This is a genomic window from Micromonospora craniellae (genome assembly GCF_014764405.1).
GTDB lineage: Bacteria > Actinomycetota > Actinomycetes > Mycobacteriales > Micromonosporaceae > Micromonospora > Micromonospora craniellae.
The window spans coordinates 1,587,737-1,605,266 of the sequence record NZ_CP061725.1 but is presented as its reverse complement, the minus strand read 5'-3'; the positions used below and the strand labels follow the sequence as shown (position 1 = coordinate 1,605,266).

Genomic DNA, 17,530 nt, shown 5'->3' with positions numbered 1-17,530 from the left:
ATCGGTGGGTGCCGGGCTTGGAGGAGTTGTCGCGCGAGGAGTTGATCGGACTCACGCGACGGCTGATCGTTCAGGTGGAACAGTTGACCCAGGCGAACCGGGAGTTGACTGATCGGGTCGCGCGGTTGGAACGCCTGGTGTCGCGTAACAGTGGGAACTCGGGGATGCCGCCGTCGAAGGATGATGATCCGGGACGGACGCCGCCGGCGGAGGTGTCCACGCCGGTGCCGGCAGCCGGTGCTGGTAAGCGGTCGCGGGGTAAGCAGCGGGGTGCGCCGGGTGCGCAGCTGTCCTGGTCACCGTTTCCGGACGGCATTGTGGATCATTTTCCGGGCGGGCCGTGTGGATGCGGATCGGATCTGGCATCGGCGGCTGATCTGGGGGTTTACGCCTCGCATCAGCAGGTCGATGTGCCGGCGATGACGGCGACGGTCACCCAGCATGATCGGCACGCGGTGCGCTGCGGGTGCGGGGCGATGCACGTGGCGGCCCGCCCCGAGGGGGTGCCGGACGCAGGCGTCTCGTACGGGCCGAATCTTCAGGCGTGGTGCGTCTATCTGATGGTGGTGCACGCGATTCCGGTGGCCCGGTGCGCTGACCTGGTCGCCGCGTTGACCGGCTCGCGTCCGTCGGACGGGTTCGTCCACGCGTTGATCGGCCGGGCCGCGGCGGGGGTGGCCGAGTCGAACCGGATCATCCGCACGCTGATCGCCCTCGCGCATGTGGTCTCCTGCGACGAGACCCCGATCCGGGTCGGTGCCCGCAAGGTCAAGAAGTACCTTCTGGTCGCCTGCACCCGCCTCTACACCTGGTACCTGCTCGGTGACCGCAGCCTCGACACGTTCAAGGTGTTCGTCCTGCCGGACCTGACCGGGGTGGTCGTGCACGACCGTTACCAGAACTACGACGCGAAGATCTTCGCCCACCTGGTCCACCAACTCTGCGTAGCCCACCTGATCCGCGACTGTCAGGACGCCGCCGAGACCTACCCCGACGCGCACTGGCCGATCCAGATCCGCCAGGCGCTACAGGGACTCGTCCACGCCGCGAACCTCGCCCGCGCACAGAACCTGCCCGCGATCGGCGAACACATCGCCGGCCCGCTGATCGACGCCTACCGGCACGGCGTGCGGATCGGGCTCAAGGAGGTCGCCCGGGTGGACGGCCGTAAACAGCCGAAACACCGGGCACTGCTGGAAGACCTCCACGACCGAGAAGCCGACATCCTGCGATTCACCACCGACCTGCGCATCCCACCCACGTCGAACCAGGCCGAACGCGACCTACGGCCCGCGAAGACCCAGCAGAAGATCTCCGGACGGCTCACCAGCGAGAAGGTCACCGAACACCGCTACGCCATCCGCGGTTACGTCTCCACAGTGACCAAACACGGCGCGGATGTCATGACCGCCATCCGCGACGCCATCCTCGGCCGACCCTGGACACCACCCGCCTGGGCACCCGGCTAACCCACCACGAGCAACGACCGCCACCACCCATCACACACTGCCACCAACGGCTACGTCATGGAGTGGCCCTGAATGCTTACTTTCGGCGCCGTTACCCGTTGGAGGCCGCCGAGCTGGATAACTCCATCCAGTCCGCGGGGGAGTACCGGGTGATGCGGGACCGACTGATCCGCGACGACCTGCCCCGGTTCGAGGCGGAGTTCAAGAACTACCTGAACACGAACACGATCCGGGACATCGCGAGCTTCCACTCGCAGTTGAACAAGCAGACGGCGCTGATCCGAGAGCGGATCGCGACGATCAACCAGTCGCTGGTCGGCATCGACTACAACCCGGGCCGGTACATTCGGCTGGACGGCAATCCGTCGCCGAACGTGGAGATTCGAGACTTCATCGGCGACCTACGGGCCTGCACCGACAACTCACTCGGCGGCGACGATTCGGACCAGTACTCGGAACAGAAGTTTCTCCAGGTCAAGCGGATCATCGAGCGGTTCCAGGGCCGGGAAGGCTTCACCGACATCGACCGGACCTGGGCACGGCGGGTCACCGACGTGCGTAACTGGTTCGTCTTCTCCGCTTCCGAGCGGTGGCGGGAGGACGACGCCGAGCACGAGACGTACACCGACTCGGGCGGCAAGTCCGGCGGGCAGAAAGAGAAGCTGGCCTACACCATCCTGGCCGCGTCACTGGCCTACCAGTTCAAGCTCGACTCTCCGGCCAGTGACGCGAACACGTTCCGGTTCGTGGTGATCGACGAGGCGTTCGGGCGCGGCTCCGAGACGTCGACCCAATTCGCGCTCGCCCTGTTCCAGCGCATCGGCCTGCAACTGCTGATCGTGACCCCGTTGCAGAAGATCCACGTCATCGAGCCGTACGTGGCGGCAGTCGGATTCGTGGACAACCCGAACGGCAACTACTCGCGGCTGCAGAGCCTGACCATCGAGGAGTACCACGAGCGGCGGCAGGCACACGAATCGAACGCGTCGCCCGCGTCCGAGGTCTGACATGGGCACTGCCGGGCGGATACCACGGTGGACCGGGCCCGACGATCTGGTAGAGCGGCTGCGTCGTCGGTGGGAGGCGGGGGAGTTTCTCACCGCGCTGGGACGGGGCACGCCGTGGGAGCCGGTCGTGGTGCCGGTGCGCGCTCCGACCGCAGCCGAACTCGCGGGCCACTTCGGTCCGGCTCAGGACTGGATTGGTCGATGGAAGAAGGTCAACGGGGATCTCGTACGGCTTGAGCACCGTACGGTCGGCGGCCGAGTGATCGGGACCAACCGTGTGCCCGCCCGAGCGGTGATCGACACTGCACCGCAACTCTGGGCACTGCTGCGCGTCGGTGCACAGGTGGCGACGTATGAACGACTGCTGGAGGTCACTCAGGCGAGCGCACCGGCATTACTGAACTGGGTGGTGGCCCATCCCATGCAGGTGCTCGGGCAGGCGGAGCGCTGGAGCAGGCTGGTCGACACAGTGCTCTGGATCTACCGCCACGGGCAGCCGGAGACGTATCTGCGCCACATCGATGTGCCGGGCGTCGACACCAAGTTCATCGAGCAGCACCGTGGAGTGCTCGCCGGACTGCTCGACTGTCAGCTTGAGCCGAGCCGGATCGACCAGGCACACACGCCGAGCCGGTTCGCGCAGCGATACGGCTTCCGAACGAAGCCGATGTACGTCCGGCTGCGGGCGCTGGGACGAAGGCCGCCGACGCCCGGGCCGTACCGGGAGGTGACGGTACGGGTGGAGGAGCTGGCGGCGACTCCGGCCGAGGCATCGCGGGTCATCGTGGTGGAAAACGAGATCACCTATCTGGCGCTGCCGCAGGTGGACGATGCCGTCGCGGTCCTTGGCGGCGGGTACGCGCTGTCCGGGCTGGCGCCGCTGAACTGGCTAAAATCCCGTGAGCTGATCTACTGGGGCGACATGGACACGCACGGCTTCGCCATCCTGGACCGGCTCCGCCAGAGCTTTCCGCACGCCCGGTCGATCCTGATGGACCGGGCGACGCTGCTCGCCCACCGTGACCACTGGGGCCGGGAGCCGAGCCCGAACCGGGCTGAGCTGCCCCATCTGCACCCGGACGAGGCCGACCTTTACGCCGACCTTCTCGCTGATCGGTACGCCCCGGCGCTACGTCTGGAGCAGGAACGCATCCGGTTTGGCATGGTCGAGCGAGCACTCCGTCGAGGAGATCGCCAGGTCGATAGTTGATCTTAGTTCTGCGGCGGTCACGCCGGTCCTGCTGAGCCAGCTGGTCGGATCGCCGTAACTGGCGAGCGCGGTGAACTGCTCGCTGTCGTTGGCAATCGCGAAGCCGGTCTATTGCCATCGGCCGTTCGGCAACGGCCTGGATGGGGTAGCAGGGAGCCTCCCACACTGATCGTGGTCACACCGGTGGTCACCGTACAAGATCAAATGACCATCATTGCGCGATATCCGGCGGTAGGAGATGTCAGTTACCTGAGAGGGGTATTTCCTGCTCAAAGCACCTGTCGGCATCCCCTGCGTTCCGCAGCTCAGCGTCGATATAGTCGGCGTCGCGGTGTGAAGGTGCAGTTCAGGGCGTTGCGGCCTGGCGGGAACGGCGAAAACGCCTAGTGACACGCCTGCCTGTGGATAACTTTGTTGAGCTGCTGATCTGTTGCTGGTCTCATAGTCGGTGTACGGTCGTGCCTCGTGTACGTGAAAGCGTCGACCCGCAAGACCCGCGACGGGCAGACGATCCGCTACCTGCAACTGGCTCACAACGAGTGGGACCCGGCCGCGAAGGCGTCCAAGACCCGGGTGTTGTACTCGTTCGGCCGCGAAGACCAGCTCGACGTGGCCGGTATCCGCCGCTTGGTCGACGCGTTGTCGCGGTTGCTCGCCCCGGCCGACGCCCTGGCCGCGGCCGCGCCGGCCGGCCTGTCGTTTGTGGAGTCCCGTTCGCTGGGCGGGGCGTGGCTGCTCGACGGGTTGTGGCGCCGGCTGCGCATCGACACCGTCCTGCGGCCGCTGGTCGGCTCGTCCCGCCGGGAGGTCGACGTCGAACGGGTGCTGTTCGCGCTGGTCGCCAACCGGGCCCTGGCCCCGTCGAGCAAGCTGGCCGCCGCCGACTGGGTCTGCCAGGACGTGTACCTGCCCGACCTGCCGCACGTCACCGACGACACCTGCTACCGGGCGATGGACCAGTTGATCGAGGTCGAGCCCGCGTTGACCCGCGGGGTCTACGACCAGATCGCCGACCTGCTCAACCTTGAGGTCGACCTGTTGTTCTTCGACACCACCAGCACCTACTTCGAACTCGATGAGGCCGACGAACCGCTGTGGCGTGACCAGCAGGGCCGGGTCGTGGCCGAGGACGATCCGGCGGCGGTCAAGCAGGCAGGGTTCCGCACCCATGGCAAGAGCAAGGACTCCCGCGACGACCTGCCCCAGGTCGTGGTCGGGATGGCCGTCACCCGCACCGGCATTCCCGTGCGGGTGTGGTGCTGGCCCGGCAACACCAGCGACTCCGCCCTGATCCGGCAGGTCAAGACCGACATGCGCGAGTGGAGCCTGGCTCGCGTCGTCTGGGTCGCCGACCGCGGCTTCGCCTCCGCCGAGAACCGCCGCTTCCTGCAACAGGGCGGCGGGCACTACATCCTGGGTGAGAAGCTGCGTGCCGGCACCAGCGAAGCCGACGCTGCGCTCGCCCGGCAGGGCCGCTACGCCACCGTCGCGGAGAACCTGCAGGTCAAGGAAGTCAACATCGACACCGACGACCGGTTCGTCATCTGCTACAACCCCGAGGCCGCCGACCGGGACGCCGCTGTCCGCCAACGGCTGATCGCCCAGCTCACGGACCTGATCGACGACACCGACCGGCTGCCGGCCACCAAACGCGCCGAGCTACGCGGCGTGATCTCCACCAAGCCCGGCCTGAACCGGTTCCTGCGCGTCACCCCCAAGGGCCTGCTGCGCCTCGACCAGGCCAAGGTCAAGGCCGAACAGCGCCTGGACGGCAAGTACCTGCTGCGCTGCTCCGACCCGACACTGTCGGCCGAGGACATCGCCCTGGGCTACAAGCAGCTCCTCGAAGTCGAACGCGGCTGGCGCGACATGAAGACCACCCTCGACCTGCGCCCGGTGTTCCACCGCCGCGAGGACCGCATCCGCGCTCACATCCTGCTCTGCTGGCTGGCCCTGCTGCTGATCCGGGTCGCCGAGACCGAGACCGGCCGCACCTGGACCGCGATCCGCACCGAGATCGACCGGCTGCACCTGGGCGTGTTCACCGGCCCCGCCGGCACGTTCGCCCAGCGCACCGAGCTGTCCCAACCCCAGAAGGCCCTGCTCACCAAGCTGAAGATCGCCGAGCCGCCCCGGATCTTCGACGCCACACCCGCAACCGCCTGACCTGCGACAACACAGCCGCCTAGTGACACGCCCCGTCACCGGGCCCACCGCTGTTTGCCCAGCTCACAGCCCAGATCCGCCGCCTATATCGACGCCGAGCTGCGGAACGCAGGCATCCGGCGGCATGGCGTGACAGAATCGTTACGATACTGGCAGTGTGGGGGTCAGGGGTTCGAGTCCCCTCGGCTCCACCGACCGCACCATTGTGCGAACCGGTGGTACTCCTGATATGCCCCCGTCCGTTTCGGGCGGGGGCATTGTCGTGTCGGTGGGGATCTTGAACACGGGTACGACTCCCTGGTCGGTGAGTTGAACTTCGGCGATGAGGGTCTCGATGGCGGCTTTGCGTTCGGTGGCGGTGCCGCTGGCTGCTGGAGCCGACCGATGCCCTGGCCACGGTGGCGCCGGCGGGGCTGTCGTTTGTGGAGTCTAGGCCGCTGGGCGGGGTGTGGCTGCTGGACGGGCTGTGGCGGCAGTTGGGCAACGACAAGATCTCACCGGGTTGGTGGGCACCCGCTGGCGGGAAGCCGACGTGGAACGTGTGCTTTTCGCCCTGGTGGCGGGCCGCGCCTTGGCGCCGTCGAGCAAGCTGGCCGCCGCGCACTGGGTCTGCCACGATGTGGCGGTGCCGGGCCTCGACACGCTCACCGACGATGCCTGCTATCGGGCGATGGACGAGCTGGTCGGCGTCGAACCGGCGCTGACCCGGGCGGTCTACGACCACATCGCCGACCTGCTGAACCTTGAAGTGGATCTTCTCTTCTTCGATACGACGTCGACGTACTTCGAGTTGGACGAGGTAGATGAACTGCTCTGGCGCGACGCCTTGGGCAAGGCCGTGGCCGAAGACGACCCGACGGCGGTCAAGCAGCAACGACCACCGCGACGACCTGCCCCGGGTCGTGGTCGGTATGGCCGTCACCCGCACCGGCATCCCCGTGCGGGTGTGGTGCTGGCCGGGCAACACGGGTGACTCGGCGCTGATCCGCCAGGTCAAGACCGACATGCGGGAGTGGAATTTCGCCCGCGTCGTGTGGGTCGCCGACCGCGGCTTCGCCTCCGCCGAGAACAGACGCTTCCTGCAGCAGGGCGCCGGCGGCTACATCCTCGGCGAGAAGCTGCGCCGACACCGCCGAGGCCGGCGCCGCCCTGGCCCGACAGGGCCGCTACGCCATCGTCGCCGACAACCTGCAGGTCAAGGAAGTCAACATCGACGCCGACGACCGGTTCGTGATCTGCCTCAACCCCGAAGCCACCCAACGTGACGCCGGCACCTTCCGCCAGCGTACCGAGCTGTCCCAACCCCAGAAGGCCCTGTTCGCCAAGCTGAAGATCACCGAGCCGCCCCGCGTCATCCACGCGACATCCGCAACCCCCTGACCAGCACCAACACCCCGGCCCAGTGACACGCCACGTCACCGGACCGACCCGCGTTTGCCCAGCTCATACCCCGATTCCATGCCCCTATAGAAACATGATCTTGCGGAACGCAGGTCGATCCAGCGGGGCGACGGCGGCGTGGTCGAGGTCACCGCCGATGGTCCTGCGGCGCGGTGCCGCGTCGGACAACGGCGACGAACTCCGAACACCGCTTCTCGGAGAAGGTGCGCGGCGGCACCATCGGGTTGCGCGTGGTCGCGGCGAGTTTCCGGGTCGTCTCCGTCGCGGCGTGGGGCGACCTGCAGAACGGGTCGGAGCAGGATCATCGGAGCTGCCCTTCGGAGAGGTTGAGGACACGGTCGACACGGGCGGCGACGCGGTCGGAGTGGGTGACCAGCACGATCGGGGTGCCGTCGCGGTGTCGTAGGGCGTCGAGGGTGTCCAGGACATGGGCCTGGGTGTCGTGGTCGAGCGACGCCGTTGACTCGTCGCACACGAGCATCGCAGGTGCGGCGGCGACGGCGCGGGCGAGGGCGACGCGGTGGCGTTGGCCGCCGCTGAGCCGGTCGGGCGTCCGGCCGAACAGTTCGGCGGGGAGCGCGAACCGGTCGGCGATCTCGTCCAGCGTCCAGGCCGGGGCCCGGCCGCGGCGGGCGGCCACGGCGAGCGCCCGTGTCAGCGCGTGCCGGACGGTCTCGTGCGGGTTGAGCGCTGACCGGGCGTCCTGACCGACGTAGGCGAGGTACGGCTGGCCGGCGCGTACGCGAGTGGCCGCGTCCCAGCTGATGGGCGAGCCGTGCACCAGCAGCCGCCCGGCATCCGGCGGGGCCAGCCCGCACAATGCCCGCGCCAGCGAGGTCTTTCCGCTGCCTGACACCCCACGGATGCCGAGAAGTTCGCCGACCCCGATGTCGGCGCGGGCACCGTCGAGGATTCGGGTCGAGCCGTACCGAACCGTGACTCCGTCGACAGTCACCGCCGTCTTACGGTCTTCGGACGGTACCGGGCACTGCGTGGCGGGTGCGGGTGGCGCGGCGGTGCGGGGCGGTGCGGGGGAGATCCGGCCCCGATCCATCATCAGCGTCTCGTCGGCGATCCGGTCGACCAGGGCGAGGTCGTGGCTGATCAGCAGGACCGCTGGTCGCCAGGGCAGCCCGGTGAACTGCCGGCTGATCCGCAGCGCGGTCCCGGGATCCAGCCCGCTGGTGGGTTCGTCGAGCAGGACCAGCGTCGGCCGGGTGACAAGCGTCCATGCCAGTACCGCGCGCTGGGCCTGGCCGCCGGACAGTTGTGCCGGATAGCGGTGCAGCAGGCGCGGGTCGAGGGCGGCATCGCGTGCGGCCACCTCGACCCGCTCGGCACGGCCCGTACGGTCGTCCTGCGGCCAGGCGATCCGGGCCGCGGTACGCAGTAGCGCCGCGACGCGACGGCGGGGATCCAGGGCACTGGCCGGATCCTGCGGGACGTAGCCGACCGCCCGGCCGCGCAGCCGTCGCCGTCCGGCCGGGCGGAACGGGTCGTGGCCGGCCACCTGGACGGTGCCCGCCGTGCGGCGCAGGCCGCGGCCGAGGTGTCCGAGCAGTCCGAGCGCGAGCGTGGTCTTCCCGGACCCGGACGGGCCGACAAGGCCGGTGACCCGCCCCGGGGCCAGTTCCAGGTCGACGGCGTCCAGGATACGGGTGCCGTCCGGTGCGGTGACGCTCAACCCGTCCACCCGCGCGACCGTCCTCATCGACCGGCCCCGATCCGGTCGGCTTCGCCGAGAACCCGACCGGCCAGGTGGTCGAGCAGGAACGTCACACCGACGGCGAGCACGACGAGGAGGAACGCGGGGACGACCACCGGCAGCGGATTGGTCGTCAGTCCGGCGCTGTTTTCCTGCACCATCCGTCCCCAGTTCGCGGCCGGCGCGGACGCCCCCAGTCCCAGAAACCCCGCGGTGGCCGCGAGCTGAACCGCGGCGACGAACCGGATGCCGGCCTCGGCCAGCGCAGTCGGTGCCAGCCCGGGCGCGATGTCGTACCGCAGCCGTGTCGCGACCGTGTCGCCCCGCGCCTGGGCCGCTCGGGCGTAATCGGTGCGGACCAGGGCGGCGACGCGTTCCCGGTTCACCCGAACCGAGAACGGGACGCTCACCAGTACGCTCGCGGCGACGATGGCGGCGCCGCTGCCGGGTGCGCCGGTGGCCAGCACGAGCAGCAGCAGGATCCCAGGCAGGGCAGCGAGCGCGTCGATGCCCCGCACCGTGAACCGCGCGGCCCGGTGCCGGTGGGTCATCCCCGCCCACACACCGACCCCGAGCCCGACAACGCTGCCCAGCAGCGTGGCCACAGCCGCCTGGACGACCAACATTCGGCCACCGGCGAGCACCCGGGCGAGCACGTCCCGCCCCAGGATGTCGGTGCCGAGGACGTGCGCGCCCGACCAGGACTCGAACGGCCCGGCGACCGGTGCGGTCGGGCTGCCGACCGGAACCCACGGCCCGAGGGCAGCGACAGCCAGCACCAGCAGCGGCAGGATCAGGCGCAGCTTCACCGGATGCCCGCCGGTGAGTGCGCCCGGTGCCGGTCCAGGAGCGCGGCGAGGAGGTCGCCGGCGAGAAGGATCGCCAGCGTCGCGGCCCCGAGGGTCATGCTCAGGCCCTGGATCAGCGGGATGTCCCGTTCGGCGACGGCCCGGGTCAGTTCGTAGCCGATGCCGGGGACGTTGAACAGCGTCTCCACGACGACACTGCCGCCGAGCAGGCCGGCGAGCATGATCGCCAGGCCGTGCAGCGCCGGCGCTGCGGCGTTGGAGACCACGGTCCAGAGGTATCGCGGGCCGCGGACGCCGTTGAGACGGGCAAACTCCGCGAAGCCGGTTGCGGCCGTCTGCGCGACGGACGCGCGCAGCAGGCGCATCGTCGCGCCGAACCCGCCGAGGGCCAGCGCGAGCGCAGGCAGGGCGACGAGGTCCGGATGCTGCCACAGTTGGTCGCCGGCGGGCACGAGGGCGACCGCCGGCAGCACCGGCCACCAGGCCGTGAACACCACGAGCAGCCCGGTGGCCAGCAGGAAGTCCGACGACCCGACGAGGCCGAGCGTGGTCGCGTTCAGCCCCCGGTCGAGCCGGCCGCCCACCCGCAACCCCGCCGTGACCCCGAGCGCGCCCGCGAGCACCAGGATCAACACCGCCGCCGGGACCAGCACGGAGAGGCTCGCGCCCAGCCGGTCGGCGATGATCTCACCGACCCCCCGTCCGGTGAGTGAGGTGCCGAGGTCACCGCGCGCGACGTCACCGATCCAGTCCACGTACCGCTCGTGCGCGGGGCGGTCGAGGCCGAGCGAGATGCGGATCGCGGCCCGCTCAGCGTCGGTGGCGTTCGGCCCCGAGGTCGTTCCGACAGCGTCGCCGGGTAGGACCTCGGTGGCCCAGAACACCACGGCGGACAGCACGGCCAGGGTCGCCACGGCGGCGGCGGCCCTTACCGTGAGCCAACCGGCCAGTCGCACCGGTCACGTCCGGATGGTGGCGCGGATCAGGTCGGGGAACTGCAGGTTTCGTACGCCGTCGACCTTGTCGGAGCCGGCGTTGATCGTCGGGACGAATACCGGCGCGATCTGATTGCCCTTCTCCCACAGCAGTTTCTGCGCCCGGTGTGACGCGGCGAGCCGCTCGTCCCGGGTCGCGGCGCCGCGCGCTTGCAGCACCAGGGCGTCGACGTCCGGGAAGGTGCCCGGCGTGTGGTTGATCTCGAAGAACGCAGGCGGGTTCCAGCCGGCCTTGAACGGCCAGGAGAGGTAGGCGGGGTAGTCGGCGAACAGTTGGCCGGCGGGGAGTTCCCGCACGGTGGCCTGCACGCCGATCGCCTTCAGGTCCTCCACGACGAGCGCTGCCGTCTCCACCATGCCGGGCATCTCGGGACCGGCGGTGAGCTCGACCGTCATACCGCTCGCGCCTGCCTCGGCCAGCAACTGCTTGGCCCGGTCGCGATCAGGTGTGCGCTGCGTGAGCGACCTGTCGTAGCTGGGGAAGCCGAGCGCCGGGACGTCGTTGCCGACGAACGCGCGGCCGAAGTAGACGTTCGCCACGATGCGTTCGCGGTCGACCGCCAGTCGGAACGCCTCCCGCACCCGGGGGTCGTCGAACGGCTTGGTCGCGGTGTTCATCGTGAACTGCAGGTGGGCCGCGTAGGGCAATTCGCTGGTGCTGACCTCGACGGCGTCGACGCCCTCCAGCGTCCTCGCCTGGGCGGGCCCGATGCCGCTGATGAAATCGACCTGGCCCTGTCGCAGCGCGTTCACCCGCGCCGTGCCGTCGATGATGGACAACAGCTCGATCCGCTCCAGCGACGGTTTCTCACCGTAGTAGGCGTCGTTGCGCTTGAGCAGCGTCGAACGGCCGGGCTCGAAGGTCTCGATCGTGAAGGCGCCGGCGGAGGGCGTGTCCGGCGTGAACTCGGTCGTTCCGTCGGGGATGGCGAGCATGCTTTGGCAGATCACCTCGCGTCCGTCGGCGATCGGCGACAGGGTCGGCAGGATCACCGTCGTGGCGTCCGGGGCCGAGGCTTTCTCCACGTCGAAGTTGCGGGAGATGATCCTGGTGAAGGGGAGGCCGTTCAGGACCGTCGGCGCGCGTAGCGAGTACAGCACGTCCGCCGAGGTCATCGCCTTGCCGCTGGTGAACGTCACGCCGTTGCGCACCTTCAGCGTGTACGTCCTGCGGTCGTCGGAGACCGTGATCGACTCGACGACGCCGTACGCCACGCCGTCGGGCGCCTGCGGGTCGAGTTCGCACAGCGGAGGGTGGACCAGCTTCGCCCGGACGTAGTCCAGTGGGGTCGGGCCTACCAGGTAGTTGAGCGTCTCGCTGGAGCCGCCGCCAGCGAACGCGGCTCGTAGCGTCCCGCCGGCCGACGCCTGCCCGCCGTCGTCCGGGTCTCCCGAGCATCCCGCCGCCGCGAGGGCCGCGCCGACGGCTACGGCCGCGACCAGTCTGCGTGTCGTGATCGACACCATCCCTCACCATCACTTTCGTTGTTCGACCACTGAGCTCGCGGTCGGGTACGTTTACTACGTATACCAGCAGATGAAAATGATTGTCATATCCGAATATGGCGAAGGTGAGGGCAGCGTTGGCGCTGAGTCGGGACGCCGTCGTTGACGCTGCAATCGACATCACCCGCAGCGCGGGCCTGTCCGCCGTCACCATGCGGGCCGTCGCCGCCCGGTTCGATGTCACCGCGATGGCCCTCTACCGCCACGTCGCCGACCGTGAGGAGTTGGTGCGGCTGGTCGCCGACCGGATCGGCGAACTCATCCACCCACAGACGCCGCCCGACGCATCATGGGAGCAGCGCGCGCGTGACTGGGCGATGACGCAGCACGAGGTGCTCCGGCGGCACCCGGGCGTCGCGGCGTGGCTGATCGACAACGGGCCGGCCGGTCCGCAGGCATACCGCCTGCTCGAACTGCTCGTCGCCACACTCTCCGACGCCGGGTTCGACGACGCGACGGTCGCCCGGGGTGCCGCCGCGATCACCAGCTGGACGTTCACCCGGGTGGCGATCGAGGACTCCGCCGATGTCCGCGTCCGCCGCCGGGCCTCCAACCGCGCGGCGGCGTTCGTCGACGGCCTGACCGGCGTCGACGCCGCTGCCCACCCGACCGCCACCCGGGTCGGGCGGGAGTTCTTCACGCTGCCGCTTCCGGAACTCTTCCGGGGCGGCCTCGACCTGATCCTGGCCGGGCTCAGGTCGCAGTTGGATCGGTGAGCGGGAAGCAGCCGGCGAACGGGTCGGAAACGGTGTGCCAGGCGTTTCACCGTACGTATTCAGCTTGAGGTGAGTCGGCGGGCGGTTGTCCTCTCCGGTTGATCGGCTGTACGTCGGCGTGTTCACCGGCCCCGCCGGCGGCACCTTGGATCGTCGGTGTTCGCCGGCGACGTTGCCTTCCACCGCACCGCTGGCCCGCCGGGGCACCCGGACCGACGGCAATCCACGAACGTCCGGCAGCGACACCGGAAGCACGGGCCGGCGTCCGTCGACAAGGTCCGGCCGTCGAGGCGATTCTTTCGCCCTGTCGAAGGATGTACGGGAGTCCCGAGGCCGGCCGATCCGGGCATCTTCCTGACCGACATCGAGTCTATATCCGGATCTGTCAGCCCGGTCGGCGCAGAACCCATGCGCACTCACCCCCCACGAGCCGACATGACGGCACTCCACCGGATCGACTTTCCCCCTTGCTGAAAGCGGTTGTCATTGTCTACTTTGGCGACGTCGCTGTGGCCGGTGAACGTCGCCACGCGCTCGTAGACGCTTGGGGGAACGGATGTCCTTTTCGGTGTTGTTTCGTCGACGCCTCGCGATCATGGCGAGTCTTCTGGTGGTGACTGGTCTCGTCGCCTGCTCGACGACCGCCACTCCCGGCTCCACCGGGGCCGGGGATGGGGCGGAAACGAGGACCGTCACCGACTGGTTCGGCGAGGTCACCATCCCGGTGGCTCCCGAGCGGATCGTCGCGCTGGACGAGAACGCCGCTCTGAATCTGCTCATGCTGGGGATGAAACCGCAGGTGACGTACAACGCCTGGGGCTCGGACGTCGCTGTGAAGATTCTGCAGGAGGCGGGCGTGGAGGTTCGGCCGATGACCGGCGGAGGTCGTCGGCCGGCCGTCGAGGACGTGGCGAATATCGAGCCGGATCTCATCGTCGTCACCGCTGTGGCGGGCAGCGAGCAGGAACTCGCGCCGTTCGGGGATGTCGCACCGACCCTGCGGGCACCCTACATGGAACCGTGGCGCGAGTTGGTGAGCGCATACGGCAGATACTTCGACAAGGGAGCCGCCTCGGACAAGGTCATCGAGGTACTGACCTCGATGACCAAGGAGGTCGCGACGAAGCACGCCGACCGTCCCAAGTCGCTGTCGGTGCTGCTCGGAGCCGTGCGCGGCGATTCCGTGATGGTGACCGACTCCAGTAACAGCCTGTCGACGGTGATCGCCGAGTCAGGATTCACCCGCCCCGCAGGGGAGGAGAAGGCCGCACCTGAGGGCCAGTCGTACGGTGGCTGGGTCATGCTCTCACCCGAGCAGATCCCGCAGCACGATGCCGACATCGTGGCGGTGCCGAAGGCGACCTACTACGACGAGAAGATCGTCACCAGGCAACCGCTGTTCCAAGCCCTGCCGGCGGTCAAGCAGGGCCGGGCGCCGATCGTCAACGGTGACATGTGGACCGGCGGTTACGGCTTCGCGGTGTACTGGGTCCTGGTCGATCTGGCGGCTTTCGCCTCGGGGTCGATCGTCGTCGGCACCGAGGCGGACGCCGCACAGCGCTGGAAGCAGTTCCAGTCCCTGATCACGGCGTAGTGCCCAATATCGCCCGGGTTGCACCGGTGCAACCCGGCTCCGTATCGCGGCACCGCGTTCTGATGGTGCCCCTGGTCGTTCTGCTCGCTGTGGTCTGCCTGTCCGGCGTCCTCGTCGGGTCGGTCTTCCTCTCGACGTCGGAGGCGTTCGATGGGCTGCTCGGCCGGGGTGACGAGGCGACGCAGATCATCATTCGGGACATGCGACTGCCCCGTACCGTCGCCGCGGTCGTTGTGGGCCTCTGTCTCGGTCTGGCCGGAGCCCTCATGCAGGCATTGGTCCGCAACCCGATCGCGGATCCGGGGCTGCTCGGGGTCAACGCCGGCGCGAGCCTGGCGGTCGTCCTCGCCGTCGGAATGTTCGGTCTCACCCACATCCAGCAGTACATGTGGTTCGCCCTCGCCGGCGCCTTGCTGGTGTCGACAGCGGTCTACCTGTTGGGGTTCAGTCGGGTCGGGACCTCACCGGCCGCTCTCGTCCTGGCCGGGGTCGCGATCTCCGCAGTACTGCTCGGCATCGTGACCGCGCTGTCCCTCACCGACCCGGAGAGCTTCAACGTCATGCGAGGGTGGCTGGCCGGATCGGTGGTGGGCCGCGACCTGAGCTCGATCGGGATGATCTCTCCCGTCGTTCTGGTGGCCGCCCTCACGACGGTGGCGACCGCTCGTCCGCTCGGTCAGCTCGCTCTGGGTGAGGATCTGGCCCGTTCCCTCGGGGTGCCGGTGACCGCCACCCGGATCGCCGTGGCCGGCGCCGTCGCTCTTCTCGCCGGCGCCGCCACGGCGGTGGCCGGGCCGATCCTCTTCATCGGGCTCATGGTCCCGCAGATCGCCCGCTGGATCGCCGGGACCCGACTCGGGTGGGTCCTCGCGTACAGCGCCGTCCTCGGCGCGCTCCTGATGCTTGTCGCCGATGTCGCGGGCCGACTCGTGATCTGGCCAGACGAGGCCCCGGCTGGCCTGATGACCGCTCTGCTGGGCGCACCGGTCCTCATCATGCTCGCTCGCGGAGATCGGATCAGGCCGTCATGAGCTCTCCGCTCTCCGGACGCGTCGACTTTGGCCCGGCCCGCCTCCAGATCCGATGGGGAAGCCGCTTCTCCATCGTGGCGAACACGCGCGTCGCGGCGGTCACGGTGGTCTGCCTCGTGGTCTGCCTTGTGGCATTCCTCGTCAGTGTGGTCACCGGACCGTACCCGGTGTCGACAGGTGAGCTCATCGACATCGTGTCCAGGCAGGGCAAGCCCTTCCCGACCAAGGTGGTGTTGGAATGGCGGTTGCCCAGAGCCGTCGCCGCCGTGGTGTTCGGCGCGGCACTGGGCGTCAGCGGCGCGGTGTTCCAATCGCTGACTCGTAACCCACTCGGCAGCCCGGATGTGATCGGATTCAACACCGGAGCCTTCACCGGCGCGCTGATCTCGATCGTGTTCCTGTCCGGCAGCGCGCTGACCACCATCACCTTCGCATTCATCGGCGGCATCGCCACTGCTGTCGCTGTCTACCTGCTGGCTTACCGGTCAGGGGTCGACGGTTTTCGCTTCGTGCTGGTCGGCGTCGGTGTCTCGGCGGCCCTGTCCGCCGTCAACTCGCTGATCGTGCTCAAGGCCGACACGCGGGTCGCCCTGACGGCCTCGATCTGGGGCCAGGGGAGCCTGGAGAATCTCCGCTGGGCCCAGGCTGCCCCGTCAACGCTGCTGCTCGCCGCGATGATCCCGGCCACCATGGCAATCGGACGGCACCTACGGCAGCTGGAACTCGGCGACGACCATGCCCGCGGCACCGGCGCCCGGATCGAACCCACCCGGCTCGCATCAGTGGTCGCCGGCATCGGTCTGATCGCGTTGGTCACCAGCGTGTGTGGTCCGGTCGCCTTTCTCGCCCTCGCCGCACCGCAACTTGCCCGGGTCCTTACCGCCAGTGCCGGCACCAATTTGATAGCTTCCGCAGCCGTCGGGGGAGCGCTCCTCATCATTGCCGACCTGGTAGCCGGTCGGGTCTTCCCCAGTCCCGTGCCGGTCGGCATCGTCACCGTGGTGATCGGTGGCAGCTACCTGACCTGGCTTCTCACGCGACGGATACGGATTCGAACCTCATGACGACGACTGACCCATCCGACGCCGGCAGTTCGTCGCCGACCGAGCGCCTCGCTGTCCACCAGGTCACCTTGGGTTATGCCCACCACCATGTGACGGAGGACCTGACGGTCACCGTTCCCGACGGCTCGTTGACCATCATCGTCGGCCCGAACGGGTGCGGAAAGTCGACGATGCTGAAGGCACTGGCGCGGCTGATCAGCCCGATCGCGGGAACCGTGATCCTGGACGGGGCCGACATCGCGAGGTACCGCACCCGTGAGGTGGCCCGGCGGTTGGCGATTCTGCCGCAGGCGTCCGTGGCACCGGAAGGAATCAGGGTCGCCGAACTCGTTGCCCGTGGCAGATATCCCCACCAGGGGTTTCTGCGGCAGTGGACCGAGGATGATGAGACGGCGGTCCGGGACGCGATGCGGGTCACGGACATCAGCGATCTCTCCGGTCGGCCGGTGGACACCCTCTCCGGCGGCCAACGGCAACGGGTCTGGATCGCCACCGCCCTCGCCCAGCAGACGCCGTTGCTGCTGCTGGACGAACCAACGACGTACCTGGACATCACCCATCAGATCGATGTCCTCGACCTCTGCCACACCCTCAACGAGGCGGGCCGTACGCTCGCGGTGGTGCTGCACGACCTGAACCACGCCTGCCGGTACGCCACCCACCTGATCGCCATGAAGGACGGCGCGGTGGTCGCCGCCGGTAGGCCGCAGGACATCGTCACCGAGGACCTCATCAGCGAGGTCTTTGGCCTGGACGCCGTCATCGTCGCCGACCCGGTGGCAGGGACGCCGATGGTCGTGCCGGGCCCCGGACGCCGGTGGCGGGCGCGTACCTGACGACCTGTCGATGACCGGGGT

Annotated in this window: 16 protein-coding genes; 12 read left to right on the top strand and 4 right to left on the bottom strand. The window is 68.8% G+C overall.

Features of this window, described 5'->3' with window-relative positions; translation table 11 throughout:
* The first annotated feature begins 8 nt into the window (after positions 1-8).
* The 7 genes from tnpC (at position 9) to ID554_RS31430 (ending at position 7,232) form a co-directional block, all read left to right on the top strand.
* Positions 9-1,469 (top strand): IS66 family transposase, encoded by a 1,461-nt coding sequence (tnpC, locus tag ID554_RS07265; RefSeq protein ID WP_117231431.1) that lies wholly within the window; start codon positions 9-11, stop codon positions 1,467-1,469.
* A 152-nt stretch (positions 1,470-1,621) separates the two neighbouring features.
* Positions 1,622-2,476, top strand: a complete 855-nt coding sequence (locus ID554_RS07260) for an SbcC/MukB-like Walker B domain-containing protein (protein WP_191088739.1) — start codon at positions 1,622-1,624, stop codon at positions 2,474-2,476.
* A 1-nt stretch (position 2,477) separates the two neighbouring features.
* Positions 2,478-3,686, top strand: coding sequence for a Wadjet anti-phage system protein JetD domain-containing protein (locus ID554_RS07255; protein WP_117231380.1), 1,209 nt, complete (start codon positions 2,478-2,480; stop codon positions 3,684-3,686).
* A gap of 465 nt (positions 3,687-4,151) precedes the next feature.
* Positions 4,152-5,852, top strand: a complete 1,701-nt coding sequence (locus tag ID554_RS07250; RefSeq protein WP_117231419.1) for an IS1634 family transposase — start codon at positions 4,152-4,154, stop codon at positions 5,850-5,852.
* 532 nt (positions 5,853-6,384) lie between these two features.
* The gene (locus ID554_RS31440; protein WP_199489210.1) at positions 6,385-6,825 is read left to right on the top strand and encodes a hypothetical protein; all 441 of its coding nucleotides are present in this window, start codon (positions 6,385-6,387) and stop codon (positions 6,823-6,825) included.
* A complete protein-coding gene (locus ID554_RS31435; RefSeq protein ID WP_199489209.1) occupies positions 6,764-7,117 on the top strand; it encodes a transposase in 354 nt (117 codons plus the stop codon). The genes ID554_RS31440 and ID554_RS31435 overlap by 62 nt, the downstream gene beginning before the upstream one ends.
* Positions 7,083-7,232 (top strand): hypothetical protein, encoded by a 150-nt coding sequence (locus ID554_RS31430; protein WP_199489215.1) that lies wholly within the window; start codon positions 7,083-7,085, stop codon positions 7,230-7,232. Before ID554_RS31435 ends, ID554_RS31430 begins: the two co-directional genes overlap by 35 nt.
* Positions 7,233-7,554: 322 nt before the next feature.
* Here ID554_RS31430 and ID554_RS07240 read toward each other — a convergent pair whose 3' ends face one another.
* Genes ID554_RS07240 through ID554_RS07225 form a run of 4 tightly spaced genes read right to left on the bottom strand, consistent with a single transcriptional unit; the run spans position 7,555 to position 12,229 of the window.
* Positions 7,555-8,964: an ABC transporter ATP-binding protein gene (locus ID554_RS07240; RefSeq protein WP_117228592.1), complete on the bottom strand. Its 1,410-nt coding sequence runs from the start codon at positions 8,962-8,964 to the stop codon at positions 7,555-7,557.
* Positions 8,961-9,767, bottom strand: coding sequence for an ABC transporter permease (locus tag ID554_RS07235; RefSeq protein ID WP_117228591.1), 807 nt, complete (start codon positions 9,765-9,767; stop codon positions 8,961-8,963). The genes ID554_RS07240 and ID554_RS07235 overlap by 4 nt, the downstream gene beginning before the upstream one ends.
* Complete coding sequence (locus ID554_RS07230; protein WP_223884470.1) at positions 9,764-10,723, bottom strand: ABC transporter permease; 960 nt, start codon at positions 10,721-10,723, stop codon at positions 9,764-9,766. The genes ID554_RS07235 and ID554_RS07230 overlap by 4 nt, the downstream gene beginning before the upstream one ends.
* 3 nt (positions 10,724-10,726) lie before the next feature.
* Positions 10,727-12,229: an ABC transporter substrate-binding protein gene (locus ID554_RS07225; protein WP_117228590.1), complete on the bottom strand. Its 1,503-nt coding sequence runs from the start codon at positions 12,227-12,229 to the stop codon at positions 10,727-10,729.
* A gap of 116 nt (positions 12,230-12,345) precedes the next feature.
* Between ID554_RS07225 and ID554_RS07220 the strand changes: the two genes are divergently transcribed.
* The 5 genes from ID554_RS07220 (at position 12,346) to ID554_RS07200 (ending at position 17,509) form a co-directional block, all read left to right on the top strand.
* Positions 12,346-12,984 carry a TetR/AcrR family transcriptional regulator gene (locus ID554_RS07220; protein ID WP_158573750.1) on the top strand — a complete coding sequence of 213 codons (639 nt, stop codon included), beginning with the start codon at positions 12,346-12,348 and terminating at the stop codon, positions 12,982-12,984.
* Positions 12,985-13,597: 613 nt separating this feature from the next.
* Positions 13,598-14,578 carry an ABC transporter substrate-binding protein gene (locus ID554_RS07215; RefSeq protein WP_191088738.1) on the top strand — a complete coding sequence of 327 codons (981 nt, stop codon included), beginning with the start codon at positions 13,598-13,600 and terminating at the stop codon, positions 14,576-14,578.
* A 62-nt stretch (positions 14,579-14,640) separates the two neighbouring features.
* Positions 14,641-15,609, top strand: coding sequence for a FecCD family ABC transporter permease (locus ID554_RS07210; protein ID WP_199489208.1), 969 nt, complete (start codon positions 14,641-14,643; stop codon positions 15,607-15,609).
* Positions 15,606-16,673, top strand: coding sequence for a FecCD family ABC transporter permease (locus ID554_RS07205; RefSeq protein WP_117228587.1), 1,068 nt, complete (start codon positions 15,606-15,608; stop codon positions 16,671-16,673). The genes ID554_RS07210 and ID554_RS07205 overlap by 4 nt, the downstream gene beginning before the upstream one ends.
* Entirely contained in the window at positions 16,670-17,509 is an 840-nt protein-coding gene (locus tag ID554_RS07200) for an ABC transporter ATP-binding protein (protein ID WP_117228586.1), read from the top strand. The genes ID554_RS07205 and ID554_RS07200 overlap by 4 nt, the downstream gene beginning before the upstream one ends.
* Positions 17,510-17,530 lie beyond the last annotated feature (21 nt).